The 13,609-nt window shown below is 36.9% G+C and carries 14 protein-coding genes; 2 read left to right on the forward strand and 12 right to left on the reverse strand.

The genetic code is table 11. The features are described 5' to 3' along the window. Positions 1-299 precede the first annotated feature (299 nt). The 4 genes from ACXIUD_RS06340 to ACXIUD_RS06355 all read right to left on the reverse strand — a co-directional run bounded on the left by ACXIUD_RS06340 (position 300) and on the right by ACXIUD_RS06355 (position 5,738). Complete coding sequence (locus ACXIUD_RS06340) at positions 300-1,019, reverse strand: lipoprotein signal peptidase (protein WP_458051785.1); 720 nt, start codon at positions 1,017-1,019, stop codon at positions 300-302. Positions 1,020-1,093: 74 nt separating this feature from the next. Then, entirely contained in the window at positions 1,094-4,474 is a 3,381-nt protein-coding gene (gene ileS, locus ACXIUD_RS06345) for an isoleucine--tRNA ligase (protein ID WP_458051786.1), read from the reverse strand. Positions 4,475-4,801: 327 nt separating this feature from the next. Then, complete coding sequence (locus tag ACXIUD_RS06350) at positions 4,802-5,323, reverse strand: hypothetical protein (protein WP_458051787.1); 522 nt, start codon at positions 5,321-5,323, stop codon at positions 4,802-4,804. A 256-nt stretch (positions 5,324-5,579) separates the two neighbouring features. Next, a complete protein-coding gene (locus ACXIUD_RS06355) occupies positions 5,580-5,738 on the reverse strand; it encodes a hypothetical protein (protein WP_458051788.1) in 159 nt (52 codons plus the stop codon). A 366-nt stretch (positions 5,739-6,104) separates the two neighbouring features. On the opposite strand from ACXIUD_RS06355, the gene ACXIUD_RS06360 reads away from it, so the two are divergent. Together ACXIUD_RS06360 and ACXIUD_RS06365 are read left to right on the forward strand one after the other, a co-directional pair. Then, entirely contained in the window at positions 6,105-6,308 is a 204-nt protein-coding gene (locus ACXIUD_RS06360) for a hypothetical protein (RefSeq protein WP_130274918.1), read from the forward strand. A gap of 63 nt (positions 6,309-6,371) precedes the next feature. Next, positions 6,372-7,400, forward strand: coding sequence for a BF3164 family lipoprotein (locus ACXIUD_RS06365; protein ID WP_458051789.1), 1,029 nt, complete (start codon positions 6,372-6,374; stop codon positions 7,398-7,400). Positions 7,401-7,566: 166 nt separating this feature from the next. Here the strand turns inward: ACXIUD_RS06365 and ACXIUD_RS06370 are convergent, their stop codons facing one another. The 8 genes from ACXIUD_RS06370 to ACXIUD_RS06405 form a co-directional block, all read right to left on the reverse strand. Beyond that, a complete protein-coding gene (locus ACXIUD_RS06370) occupies positions 7,567-7,725 on the reverse strand; it encodes a hypothetical protein (protein ID WP_458051790.1) in 159 nt (52 codons plus the stop codon). A 325-nt stretch (positions 7,726-8,050) separates the two neighbouring features. Continuing rightward, positions 8,051-9,100 carry a hypothetical protein gene (locus tag ACXIUD_RS06375; protein ID WP_458051791.1) on the reverse strand — a complete coding sequence of 350 codons (1,050 nt, stop codon included), beginning with the start codon at positions 9,098-9,100 and terminating at the stop codon, positions 8,051-8,053. A gap of 373 nt (positions 9,101-9,473) precedes the next feature. After that, positions 9,474-10,631 (reverse strand): DUF4221 family protein, encoded by a 1,158-nt coding sequence (locus ACXIUD_RS06380; protein ID WP_458051792.1) that lies wholly within the window; start codon positions 10,629-10,631, stop codon positions 9,474-9,476. Between the two features lie 56 nt (positions 10,632-10,687). After that, positions 10,688-10,891, reverse strand: a complete 204-nt coding sequence (locus ACXIUD_RS06385; protein ID WP_458051793.1) for a hypothetical protein — start codon at positions 10,889-10,891, stop codon at positions 10,688-10,690. 322 nt (positions 10,892-11,213) lie between these two features. Continuing rightward, positions 11,214-11,378, reverse strand: a complete 165-nt coding sequence (locus ACXIUD_RS06390; protein WP_458051794.1) for a hypothetical protein — start codon at positions 11,376-11,378, stop codon at positions 11,214-11,216. After that, complete coding sequence (locus ACXIUD_RS06395; protein WP_236138645.1) at positions 11,378-11,722, reverse strand: hypothetical protein; 345 nt, start codon at positions 11,720-11,722, stop codon at positions 11,378-11,380. The genes ACXIUD_RS06390 and ACXIUD_RS06395 overlap by 1 nt, the downstream gene beginning before the upstream one ends. Before the next feature lie 129 nt (positions 11,723-11,851). Then, the gene (locus ACXIUD_RS06400) at positions 11,852-12,103 is read right to left on the reverse strand and encodes a hypothetical protein (RefSeq protein WP_458051795.1); all 252 of its coding nucleotides are present in this window, start codon (positions 12,101-12,103) and stop codon (positions 11,852-11,854) included. Positions 12,104-12,383: 280 nt separating this feature from the next. Further along, positions 12,384-13,256 (reverse strand): M48 family metallopeptidase, encoded by an 873-nt coding sequence (locus ACXIUD_RS06405; RefSeq protein ID WP_458051796.1) that lies wholly within the window; start codon positions 13,254-13,256, stop codon positions 12,384-12,386. Between the last annotated feature and the right edge of the window lie 353 nt (positions 13,257-13,609).

The following is a 13,609-nucleotide window of genomic DNA, read 5'->3' on the forward strand; positions in this document are numbered from 1 at the left end:
AACCCACACTCCTAAGTGGTTTACTATTCCGGCCAATGTGTTAAAACCCATGGCAGTTGATTGGTTCTACATACGTATTTTTTCTCGAACCTGTTAGCTTTCCTGGATTTTTAGTAGGTTAAAACCTACAAAAGAGGAATGTTTTTAAAGAACAATTCAAGTAATTACACGCCCTTAAATTATTTCGCCGCATAGCATAGCTCTTCATTTGGGGAAGGTATCAACTTTATCTCGCACTAACGTAATTTGTCTGCCGTAACAAATTCATCCTTCTCTCCTCATTCTTCATCCTTTCTATTTCATTTTTCACGCTTCTCATCTCCTGATTCTAAACTCTCGCTTCTCGCCTCTCGCTTCTCATCCTCTAGCTTCTCCTCTTCTCCCTCAATAAACTGTCGCTGAATCTCATCCTCTTGCTCAACTACCGCTGATTTTTGGTTCTCCTCCTCTTTGAAAAACCTACCTTGGAAAATTAAAATGATAGCTACTCCTACAAAAATGGAAGCATCTGCAATATTAAAAATCGGCCATAAGGCAGTATAACTACCACCCACGAATGGAATCCAAGTTGGCAGATAACCTTCCCAAATATCAATATAAAACATGTCAATTACTTGTCCATGAAACCAAGGAGTTGGTGCATTAAAGGGTGCATTATTAAACCATACACCATAGAAAATACTGTCTATCAAGTTTCCTATAGCTCCTCCCAAAATCATGGAGATGCATACGATGTATAGCGCATGCATTTTTTTCTCAATGATGCTGTAGAGGTAATAGCCAATCCCAAACATGGCCACCAATCGGAAGCTGGTTAGGATCAATTTGCCATATTCATGACCAATCTGCATGCCGAAGGCCATCCCCGGATTGGTGGTGTAATGAAGCTTGAACCAATCTCCAAACACCTTTATTTGCCCCGGCGTACCAAAATCCATTTGGTAGTGAACAATCATCTTCACCGCTTGGTCAAGGACAATTATCAGGAGGGCAATGCCAAAATATTTTAAATACTTCATTGATTACAATTGAAAGCTACAGATTTAAGGAATTTTTTGCGGATTCCCCAATCTGTAGCTTTGATTTATGTGTGTTAAGCTTTGGTAACCTTTACCTGCAATTCGAAATCATCCATGTCTAGTGCCACAGCACCTTCCACTTGATCCCTGACTTCCAACGTCAAAGCCTGTGTTTCGGTTTGGACATAGCTAGCAAAGTTTTGAAGAGCGGCATTCGTCAAGTCTTCGTGCTTAGCTACAAGAATATGTATCTTATCCTGCACTTCCAATCCCATGTCTTTGCGGAGATTTTGAATGCGGTTGACCAAATCTCTGGCAATCCCTTCCTGCTTCAATTCCTCTGTCAAGGTGATATCCAGAGCCACGGTTAATCCTTCATCTGTCGCAACAGACCAACCCGGAATATCCTCCGAACTGATTAGAACTTCTTCCAGCAACAATTCGATTTCCTCTCCATCCGCAGGAACCATTATTTTCCCTTGCTTCTCGATAGTAGAGATTTCTTCTTGTCCCCAAGATTTGATGGCAGCTACGACAAATCGCATCTTTGGACCCAATTTTTTACCCAAGACAGGTAAATTTGGCTTGGCATTTTTCACCAAGATACCGGATGTATCGTCGATGTATTCCACCATCTTGATATTCACCTCCGACTTTATCAATTCCTCCACATGCATGATCTGACGCTTGGTCTGCTCATTCAGTACAGGAATCATGATGCGCTGCAAAGGCTGTCGTACCTTGATGCCGATATCTTTATTTTTTCTCAAGGAATGAACCAGAGAAGAAATTCTCTGTGCCATATCCATACTTGCTTCCAAATCTTGATTGATCAAGGATCCATCTGCTGCATTCCAATCGGTCAGATGAACAGATTCCAATGCATCGCTAGTAGAAGCGGTAAGATTTTTGTACAACCAATCTGCATAGAAAGGAGCAAAAGAAGACATCAACTGTGTGATGCTCAATAAGCATTCGTACAAGGTCTCGTAAGCCGCTTGCTTGTCCTCATTCATATCTCCCCTCCAGAATCGTTTTCTGGCGAGACGCACGTACCAGTTGGACAGGTGATCAACGGTAAAGTTCATGATGGCACGGGTAGCTTTGGTAGCATCGTAATTGTCCATAGCTCCCTCAACTTCTGCAATCAAGGACTGCAATTTGGAAATGATCCACTGATCCAATTCCGCACGCTTTGCTACTGGAATAGAAGCATTTTTGTCGTAGACAAAGGCGTCCAAATTCGCATAGAGCGCAAAGAAATTATACGTATTTTGAAGGGTTCCGAAGAATCTGCGCTGCACTTCCACGACACCATCCAAATTGAATTTCAAATTATCCCAAGGATTGGCATTGCTGAGCATGTACCAACGCAAGGCATCCGGTCCGTATTCTTTCAAGGTCTTGAATGGATCAACGGCATTGCCCAATCGCTTGGACATTTTGTTGCCATTTTTGTCCAAGACCAGACCGTTGGCAATTACATTTTTGAAAGCTACCGAGTCAAACAACATCCCTGCAATCGCATGCAAGGTGAAAAACCAGCCTCTTGTTTGGTCTACACCTTCGGCGATGTAATCTGCAGGATAGTTGGCTTGGAAGATGTCTTGATTTTCAAATGGATAATGCCACTGCGCATACGGCATGGCACCCGAGTCAAACCAAACGTCTATCAAATCCGGCTCGCGGAACATTTTCTCTCCCGTGGAAGAAACCAAGACCACATCATCCACATAGGGTCTGTGTAAGTCCATTTCTTTGCCTTCCCAAGGAGATTTTTCCATCACACCTGCCGCGATGGCTTTGTCCATCTCGGCTTGCAATTCAGCAACAGAGCCGATGCACTTTTCTTCAGAACCATCTTCTGTTCTCCAGATCGGCAGGGGAGTTCCCCAGAATCGGGAGCGGCTGAGATTCCAATCCACCAAATTTTCCAACCAATTCCCAAAACGACCTGTACCGGTTGCTTCAGGCTTCCAATTAATAGTTTTGTTGAGGGCTACCAACTTATCCTTGTAAGCGGTGGTCTTGATAAACCAGCTTTCCAATGGATAGTACAAGATTGGCTTATCCGTTCTCCAGCAATGGGGATAGCTGTGTTCGTATTTTTCGACCTTAAAGGCCTTATTTTCATTTTTTAAGATGATGGAAATGATGATATCCGTATTCTTGTATTCCTTGTTGGACTCGTCATCATTGGTGTAATTTTTTACATAGAAATCATCCGCGCCGAATTCCTTATGAGCACTGATACCATGTTCCTTCATTTTAGCAGCTAAATATGTGCCTACTACAGACAAAAATTTACCTTGCTTATCTACCACAGGAACTTCGTTGCCTGCTTCATCTTTTACAAAAACGCCCGGAATGTTATTTTGCACCAAGGTACGGAAGTCATCTGCACCAAAAGCTTTGGCCAAGTGAACGATACCCGTACCATCTTCTGTAGTCACATAATCTCCTGCTACAACCGTAAAGGCTGGATGAGGAAGGTTCAGTTCTGCAATTGGGAATAACTGTTCATATTCCAGTCCAAGCAAATTCTTCCCTTTGAACTCCTCCACGATTTGGTAAGGAATCAGTTTGTCTCCGGCCTTAAAATCCTCCAAAGCCAATTCCGCTGCTTTCGGATTGAGGTAACTGCCCATTCTGGCTTTCGCCAAAATCGCATGCATAGGCTCGAAGGTATAGGGGTTAAAGGTCTTCACCTTTACATAATCCAGGTTTTCGCCTACGGCAAGGGCAGAGTTAGACGGTAGGGTCCAAGGAGTAGTCGTCCAAGCGAGGATGTAGGTATTTTCCTGATTTTTGAGTTTAAACTGCGCCGTAATGGACGTGTCCTTTACATCTCGGTAGCAGCCTGGCTGATTGAGTTCGTGCGAACTCAGACCAGTACCCGCAGCAGGGGAATAAGGCTGAATGGTGTAGCCTTTGTACAACAAATCTTTTTTGTACAATTGCTGCAAAAGATACCATAGAGACTCAATGTAGTTGGCCTCAAAGGTGATATACGGATCATCCAAATCTACCCAATAGCCGATTTTTTCGGTCAGGTCATCCCATTCGTTTTTGAAACGCATGACCGTCTCGCGGCATTTGCGGTTGTATTCCTCTACGGTGATTTTTTTCCCAATATCTTCCTTGGTGATGCCCAATTCCTTTTCTACCTGCAATTCTACCGGCAAGCCATGAGTATCCCAACCACCTTTACGCTTCACTTGGAAGCCTTTGAGGGTTTTGTATCGACAAAAAATATCCTTCAAGGTACGGGCCATCACGTGGTGAATGCCTGGGGTACCATTGGCAGAAGGCGGACCTTCAAAAAAGGTGAAGGTTTCTGCCCCTTGTCGTTGGGTGACGGACTTCTTGAAAATGTCGTTTTCTTTCCAATATTGGAGGATACTTTCTCCTATCTGTGGATAATCTACTTGCTTAAACTCCTGATATGTTTTCACAGTCTTCTATAGCTTGATGGGGTTTTGCACCCAATATAACTTACAATGTAAAGCTTCAAAGGATTGGAATAGCCTTTGGAGCAGCCGCATTTCTTTCAATAAATCACTGCAATGCGGGCACAAAGTTAAGAGATTTTACAGGATTGGAGAGAAATTGTTGGGAATTGTGTGGGGATGGAGGTATTAAGGGGGAAAATCATGTGGGGTAGATTTTCAAAACAAGTTCAAGAATCGCATAGAGCTAAGCATTGGAGACCAGGAGATGATGGAGGGAATCAGAAATTTAAAAATCGTTTTCATAAGGCTAAGTTTTGAATTGAATAAATTTTAATTCTTCGAAGCTTTAACTACAATCACCTGATTAAATAACCATTGCTTGATAAAGTCAGCCATATTAAAATCTGCCTGACACCTATTTATTTGAAGTTCATGCTCTAAAGCTTTTCTATAGGTAACCTTGATTGGATAATTCTTTATCAAAGAATCGGGATAATACAAAAATTCAGGAAAGTAGGCCGAACCACCGGAATACCTGAATTCATGCTCCGGTATAGTGTAAAGCGGCCTATTTGGATTAAGACCAATGGGTGCAGGAATTTTGAACTCCTTAGGAGAAAGGCTGTAAGTGGCAATGGTATCCGAAAAATCATTGGAAATGATTACATAGCCAATCCTGTACTGATGAATAATGGTACAGGGATTAAATCCAACTATAAAACCCTCCATTTCAAATGTTTCAAAGTCCTCTTTTTCCACACAGGAAACATGGTGTAAAAGTATTAGTCCGATAAACAGGGTATTTATAATAAAAACCTGAATAGTATTTGTATTAATAATTATATTTTTCATCTGAAAGAAAAGTTAGGAAACAAATATTAACAATACAATTTCAAATAAAATATCTGGATATCACAAATCCCAAATGTGTTAGAAATCAATATTTTAGATAATATTGTATTTTACCGTTATCCAAAAACCAAACAATAATCTAAAGCCTCAGGCCACCCCCCTAAAAACAAACTAATTGATAAGCATTAGTTCATTTTTCGGAATTAAAAACTTTTTTCATAGTTTTTAAAAAAATTTTGGGCGCAATTTTAACCAGCTACTTATTCCCTGCAAACCGATAAGCAATCCCCAATTGAAGGGCAAGATTCCTATATCGGATTTCATCCTGAATATCATAAATGATGGATGCAGCCAACGTATTGGTCCAATAGTTATGAGGATGGTCAGAGCGAAGGTAGGTGGCTGAAAGGTTCATGCTTAGATTTTTAGAAATTGGATAAGCTAGCTTGGTTTCCAGTCCATAGGCAAATTTTCTAAGCTTAGTCGGCACAGGTCCATCTACAGGAAATGGCCTAAGAGGAAGAACTAAGGTCTAAGAGATTTTATAGGTCCAAGAATAAAAAATAATCTCAAAATTATTTTTTGACCGATTGATCGTTACAGCTGTTCATCCTTACGTGCAACATTCCAAATAATCAGAATTTTTTTCTACTTTTTATTGCGTTATTAAAAAAATGTCCGTAAGTTTAAGTTAAGGAATGAAAAAATATTCCGCAAGTTTTTATTAAGCTTAAAGGTAACAGGCTGCCTACTTTTAAAACGCCTACTTATTTAATGTTTTATGAAAAAGTCAATTTTAATGTTAAGCTTTATTGCTTTGTTTAGTTTGGGAGTAAATATTACAGTTAACGGACAGGCTTCTGTTGATCCACCAAATCCTCCCTGTAATATATGTGATGAAACAACTGAAGATGAGTGTTCAAGAACAATAACACCTTCAGGTCCTCATATTTTTTACGGTAAATTATCTCCTTGTCAAGATTGATTTTATAGGGGTGTCAATTTGTTGACACCCTTTTAATTATATATTCTTTAGCTTAATAATGGAATGAAAAAAAATAGGTATTTAATTTACTTAATATTTTTATTTGGTTGTGGGAGTAGTATTCAAGACAATACTGAAGTAAATCAAGTTTTTGTATCATCAGAAAGGATGAATTTGAGTGATAACCTGACCCGGGTAAAATCCATTTATCTTTTCGATAATTTACTAATTGTCAGTGATCCGAGTGCTCAAAACTTGTATAAAATCTTTGACATTCGTCAGGATAAATTTATTAAAGAATTAGGTAAAAAAGGAAATGGACCCTGTGAACTAATTTCCCCAAGTCCAATAATCAAGGTGGATGATATTAATCTATCTTTTTTTAACAAAAATACCTTTCAAATTTTGGATTTCCCAGTTGAATATTTGCTGTCACCAACAGATTTTGATTACCCCTGTAATTATAGAGATTTTAAATTAGATTTTAATTTTCAGAAAATCGTAGACCTTGGAGGTGGTAGAATTTTAGGTTATGGTTTGTTTACTAGTAAATATGTAGTTTTTGACCAAAATAAACGGGAAATTTTTCCGTCTGATGTCAAATATCATTTCGAAGAGGAATTGATTGGCCTTCACTCTTATGAAAATATTGCCATGGCCTCTCAGGGAAACTTACACAAAAGACCAGATGGTAAAAAAATTATATTCACTTCTTCAAATTTTGGAGCATTAGATATCCTATCTATGGAAGGATCAGTGCCAAAACTGGATTTTAGGAAAGAGATGACAAAACCCATATTTACCAGTCAGGAAGGAAATGTGATTCGGGCGGATTACAATAAAGAGAATGTACTTGGATTTTTAAGCACAGCAGTTTCTAATCAATACATATATGGGTTGTATTCAGGAGAAAAAATGGGTGATAATATTGATGATAGTCAAACAGTAATTGTATTTGATTGGGATGGAAAAAAAGTCAAAGAAATTTACTTAGATAAAGCAGTTAGTTTAATAGTAGTGTCCCATGATGATTCCCTTCTTTTTGGATATTCAGATGATGGAAAAGCCAATGTTTACAAATTCATTTTATAAACCTAAATTAGGACTATTCTAAATCCTTACCTTTGGTTTAGAAGATAGTTAACTCATGTCCTACCTCAAGCCATTCCTCAATTTCAAAATAATAGACTCGGGATTGAATAAATCTGAAAATGATCCCGCTAACTCAGCTTTAGCTAGACAAAATTTATAAATCCAGCTACTTCTTTCCTGCAAACCGATAAGCAATCCCCAATTGAAGGGCAAGATTCCTATATCGGGTTTCATCCTGAATATCATAAATGATGGATGCAGCCAACGTATTGGTCCAATAGTCATGAGGGTGGTCAGAACGAAGGTAGGTGGCTGAAAGGTTCATGGTTAGATTTTTAGATAATTTAGGCTCAGAAAAACCGAAGAAATGAGATGATAGGTCATGTGAAATCCAAGACTATAACCCAATTCTGATTGCCCTCCTTCATTTTTGAGAAATCCCTGAAATCTCCTAGGACTAGAGCCTGAAGGAACTGGTTCCAGCGATGGAGCGATAGAAATTTTCCCGAATCCTGCCACCCGATGAACAGGTCATAATACTCGTCGTTGCTAATCTTTTTCATGATGCAACTTTACGAATTATTCACAATCATGGAACGATGGGGTTTATCGGACCGATACAATGGTTTGAGTATTCGAAGTTTTAGAAGTTATTGAGCTTCAAGCGGTGACACCTTCAGGTAGACTTCATCTCCGTATTTTATAAAATTGTATATGTTTCCATGAGCATCAAGATTTAACATTGTGCTTTTTAATTCAAACTGTTTGTAGTCCCCTGATTTTTTTTGAACAGTAATAAGTTCTTTAAAATCAAGAGGTTCCTGGGTTCTATTCAGGGTTTTGTAATGGATAATTGTATTGCCTTCAATAATTTTGAAGTCTTTGTACCCATCATTTTGATAAATGAGCTTTTCAGTTTTAGATAATTTTAAGTAATCATCTACTTTTCCCTGATATGGAGGTTGATAGATGTAGTTTTTCCGACTGTTTTTAATGAGTTGTACTACCTCTGGAGTTGGGCTGTCATTTTCAATGATCAACAACTTATCACTAAGATCTTCAAGGTAATAAATCCTTCCTTTGTCCGTACTTATTTTGATGTTGAGACCTTTTTTTAATGAATTTGAATAAAGATGCTCAAGCTTCTGGTTTTTTAAACTATATGTATAGATTTTTCCGATTTTATTTTCGTTTTCATTCAAACTTATTGTCACCAAGGCAAATTTGTTGAGAGAAAATGAGGCTATGTCTACAACTTTTTCTCCCGAGGGTATTTCTATAGTATACTCAGCGATTGGCTGCCCATTCAGATCATAAAGTTTTATGCTATTATTCCCTTGGTAGAAAAAAAGCTGTTCAAAATGTAATCCAAAATAATCAGTAAAATTATTGATCTGAAATACACCTGAAGGATCACCGCTTGTTTCACTTAGTTCAAGTTTCCATAACAATTGACCATTAGCGTCAAGCGCAATGCAATCTCCAAGTTGTTCAGCAAAAAGGATGTAAATACCATTGGTATACAACGTTTTGAAATTGAACCTGTCATAACGTGGTAAGGTAATATACTCTGAAACTTTAACAGAATCTAAATGAGATCGGTATATGCTATGAGTAGCAACTTCTTTATCTTTACACGAAGATAATGCGAAGATGACGATGTATATTGATGCTATACTGAAATAACTATTCTGCTTCATTTAATTCAATTCTAAGATCTTGAAATCTAAATTTTTATTGTCATTTGATGTCATCAATATTGGCTGGGTAAAATAGAAGTTTCCTAGTTCTGCTATGTGTATAAATTTTATACCATCGATAGATATTTCCTGATTCAAATTCCTATTGTTATTAGAAAAAATAATAATCTCAGCATCATTTATTTTTTGATAATCGAGAATAAAATTTTGATAAGTACTTCTACAGGAACTGCAATGATCCCAATTAATAAAAAGTGTATGTTTTTCCTTTAGGTTGTACTTCTCTTGTATTGTGAGTAGCTCAGAATATTGGGAATTTTGAGCACAAGAAAATAATAATAACATGACAAATAAAAAGCTAAAAGTTTTCATATTACCTAAAAATATCGATGTATAATTTTTCTTCTTCTAGCGCCTTATCAAAATAATTTGTTTTTGGAAATGCTAAACCTCTTTTTGAAACAAAAGAAGTAAAAATATTATATTGACCTCCCTCAAACTTTGATTCAGCTATGATTTCAAATTCACTGTTTAAAACCATAACACTGAATTCCGATAATTCAAATGCACGTGAATTTGTGTCAGATTGTTTACGGGTATCCCTTCCATGTATAACCATTCGGTAATAACAATCCCTATATGGATCATACAATATTCTTCGATACAAGCCTGAATATATGGCATGATGCAAATGCATTTCCGGGTTACTCCCTTTTTTTATGGGTTCAATAGTGTTTAAAAAATGGCTTTTTGCTGCTACTTTTTTTATCAATTCAAATTTCAAATTGTAAATGTAGAGGCTGTCCATTGCATTCCAGGAAACTACGATCTCATTATTTGAATTCTTAGTCCATGAAAAAGAGGTATGAAAAGATGACCACCCTTTTCCTATATATGAATAAGGGAATGTAATGGGCGAGACTTGTATTAGCTTATTTGCATTCAAATCAAAAATTCCAGAAAAGCCTAAATTTGTATTGATATTTGTCGGATCAGAAGTTTCCATGGTAGGAAGTACAGCAAAGTAAATTTTTTTATCTATTAACCAACTTTGAGCTGTAGGAAGACTATAATGATTTAGTCCATATTTATACTCCATCATATTGTCGGGAGTAAAAGAACCTTTTAACTCACCTGCCGAATTTAAAAGCTGTGTTTTTTTAAAAGAGTTTTGATTGAAGATCAATAGCGTGTCATGATTGGCAAAAAAGAATCCATAAGGGTTGGGAATGCCATAGGGTTCTTCTGTAATTATTCGGAAACGTTTGATCAAATGTCCCGAGTCAAGGTCATAGGCTTCTATGCTTCTGTGCTGTTTATTTAATACATACAAATACTCTTTATCCGCTATATCAACCAGCTCATGGCTGAAAATTTCATAATTAGACATGCTGTCCAACAACAGGACAAAAGAATCTATTTTTTGGAGGGGTTTACCTAGGCTATTTGAAGCTTCAAATAAGTTTGGTTTTTCCTGCTTGCAAGATATCATTATAAATATCACTACGGCAATTGCAATGGATCTATACATTAAATAGGAATTAAAAATAAACGGGAGGTTATTGTACCTCCCATGCTGACATAAATTTAGAACAGAATTCTACAACCTGCAGGGGAACCACTACATGATCCATCTCCATTGTCCGTGCTATCATGGTAACCATACGATCTTCCATTTTCATCTTCACAAATATACGTGCCTGGACTTACCTCAGTACACTCCCAACTTGGAAGAGATTCTTGGGCAAATAAATTGATGGAAAATAATATCCCAAAAGTTGATAAGATCATTCCATTTAGAATTTTTCTTATAAGTGCATTTTTTTTCATTTTTTTTAAATCTTTTTTTGATGAAAATTTTCTTTAGCTGCGTGCAAGGCAAAATTTAGTTTCCTTTGTAATGTCCGGACCAAAACATTATTCTAAAATAAAAAAAAAATACCAAAATTCCAAATTTTAAAAAAATTTTATGCGATCTTTTTTAACCTCAAATCCAAATTTTTAATTTTTTTCAATGTCGTTCAGACAAGTAAATTGTGAAAAAACGGGTAACTTATTGGGGTATGTAGGGGGTAACTCTAACACCGAAAACGAAGAAGATTACAGGATAAGTTTAACTACTTATTTTTTTTCCAACAAACCGATAAGCAATCCCCAATTGAAGGGCAAGATTCCTATATCGGATTTCATCCTGAATATCATAAATGATGGATGCAGCCAACGTATTGGTCCAATAGTCATGAGGATGGTCAGAGCGAAGGTAGGTGGCTGCAAACATTACCTCAATCCATTCCTCAATTTCAAAATAATAGACTCGGGATTGGGCGATTCAGCAAACTTACCTGATAATTCTACATATACATCCTCATTAATTGCCTTGGCCCTCGGTATAAAATACTTTGAAAAATAAATGGGATAAATTTTTAATCCGCTCATATCAAACGTAGTTACATGGTAGAACCCATCCTGTCCGTTACGATAGACCAATAGAAATTTATTTTCATCTAGTAGCTCAACATTGATGATTCTATCTTCAGTAGTCAATGGAAGGACGCCTTGAAACAACTTTTGTGTACTGCCTGGATTATAGAAGTAAAATCTCCTGCTTTCTTTGTCTATCAATACGATAGTAGCATCCTGAAAATGATGCCCTGTTGGGAATAGACCAAGGTGATATTGGGTCTATCTATCAAAGACCTGTACAAGGTGTCCTGCCTGAATGCATCAAATACCAACTCTTGCGCAAAAAGGCTATTTACGGTGAAAAATATGTTTAACAGTCGTAAACGAGTCATTAACCCGAGCTACCTTTTGTTGACTTCTATCCAAAATAAAATAGTCATCGTCAAATTCTCTTACGGGTGCATCTATGGTATAGATACCCAAGGATTCAAAAAGATCAATGCTGACATAGGACAGGCTTTTACCTGTACCTTCTGATGAAGGTTCATTTGTAGAACATGCACAGATAGCTAAAGCAAAAACAAATTGGAATAATCGCAATAACACAAATAACTAAAATCGAATGATTCCAATATTAGTTGAGAAAATAATGAGGACAAACTTATTTTTTGTTAAATTTTACAACTGTCCTATTCTTAAAAAACCATTAATGATGCCTGCAATTTTAAAAACAAATTTTAAAATTGCAGGGATGCAAAACCGATGTAAGCATACATGACTTGACTTTTTGGTTTGCAGGAGCAGAGATCAAGCTTAGTCTTTCTCCTAAATCAACTATTGCAGTCATCGGATTGAAGGATTTTCTTTTGGTAATAGCAAATTATTCTTCAATTATTAGATTTTGCACACTTTTGAGACGCTTAGAAAGAGGTGGATAATTGATGGTTGTTTTTTCCATTTCACGATTTGTAATCTCATTTAATTTCAAAAGTGTATTACAGTAATCTTCTTTACCCACCATGTTGGCCGCATACCTGTCTGCCTCCAATTCAAACTTTTTCTGGACAAAACCCGGTAAAACAATTAAAAGCAAGCCCAAAAGGCAACCATGGATTGCCACCATAGCTCCTTCTGTATATTCACCAAACGTGGCAAACAATGGGTAAAGAAAATAGGATGAAATCATAAAAATCGCAGATGCTGAAATGTTGGCTAGATATGCTCGAAACATATGGTTCTGATCTAAGTGTCCGATCTCATGGGCTAGCAGATTCCGCACGTGTTTTTCATCCATTTTCTCTAAAAGTCCCTTGCCAATCAAAATGGATTTACTTTTTCCATATAGTCCAGTTGCGTAGACATTGACAATTTCCTTATCCAATATGTATACAAAGTAATCTCTATCAAAACGCTCCTTTATTACTTTTTCAAAATAAGGGCTCCTTCTACTAGACCGATCAAAAAACGCATAGAAGTAGGGTTTGATAAGAAAATCAAAACTCATGACCAAAGGCACAAGAAGGAAAGTTCCAATAAGAAAAAGATAAAACTTTTTATCAACGAGGCCTTCAATTATTAAAAACGAAGTCATCAACAAGCATAGAAAAATGAACTCTACAAGTAATGCTCGGGGATCAAGTAGTTCTTTCCAAAAGACTTTTTTAGCTGAAAAAACAACCATAATCCTTCTTATCAACACTATGGTGAGCGCAAGAAAGCCCCCTTTAAACAAAATTTCGGGTATGATAGACATAAATAGATGTTATAGTAGAAAAACATTATACGACACAATCTCAAACTAAGGTTGGGGTTTTCATATCAAACAAAAAGAATTTAAACGCCCCACGGAATTGCATTTCAACTGTCTAAAATTCAGCTTTCTACCAAAACTTTCTCCGTAATCGCAGAATTCATTAAAATTTGGCGATTATAATCGCTGTTTTTATATAAATTTTGCGATTAGATTACAAAAAGTTCGAAGTTTTCATTGTGAATGACTTGAATCGTAGCTTCTGGATAAGCCTGCTGAAAGGTACTGGAAATCCTAACTTTCGCTTTAGGGTTCCACTTAAATTCCCAAGCGGAAAGCTTTCCTGCTACTTCTTC

It is taken from the genome of Mongoliitalea sp., assembly GCF_054166905.1.

Coding starts and splice junctions, on each gene's coding strand:
- ACXIUD_RS06340 (WP_458051785.1), bottom strand. CDS start 1,019: ATGAAGTATTTAAAATATTTTGGCATTGCCCTCCTGATAATTGTCCTT.
- ACXIUD_RS06350 (WP_458051787.1), bottom strand. CDS start 5,323: ATGAAAAATATAATTATTAATACAAATACTATTCAGGTTTTTATTATA.
- ACXIUD_RS06355 (WP_458051788.1), bottom strand. CDS start 5,738: ATGAACCTTTCAGCCACCTACCTTCGCTCTGACCATCCTCATAACTAT.
- ACXIUD_RS06360 (WP_130274918.1), top strand. CDS start 6,105: ATGAAAAAGTCAATTTTAATGTTAAGCTTTATTGCTTTGTTTAGTTTG.
- ACXIUD_RS06365 (WP_458051789.1), top strand. CDS start 6,372: ATGAAAAAAAATAGGTATTTAATTTACTTAATATTTTTATTTGGTTGT.
- ACXIUD_RS06370 (WP_458051790.1), bottom strand. CDS start 7,725: ATGAACCTTTCAGCCACCTACCTTCGTTCTGACCACCCTCATGACTAT.
- ACXIUD_RS06375 (WP_458051791.1), bottom strand. CDS start 9,100: ATGAAGCAGAATAGTTATTTCAGTATAGCATCAATATACATCGTCATC.
- ACXIUD_RS06380 (WP_458051792.1), bottom strand. CDS start 10,631: ATGTATAGATCCATTGCAATTGCCGTAGTGATATTTATAATGATATCT.
- ACXIUD_RS06385 (WP_458051793.1), bottom strand. CDS start 10,891: ATGATCTTATCAACTTTTGGGATATTATTTTCCATCAATTTATTTGCC.
- ACXIUD_RS06390 (WP_458051794.1), bottom strand. CDS start 11,378: ATGTTTGCAGCCACCTACCTTCGCTCTGACCATCCTCATGACTATTGG.
- ACXIUD_RS06405 (WP_458051796.1), bottom strand. CDS start 13,256: ATGTCTATCATACCCGAAATTTTGTTTAAAGGGGGCTTTCTTGCGCTC.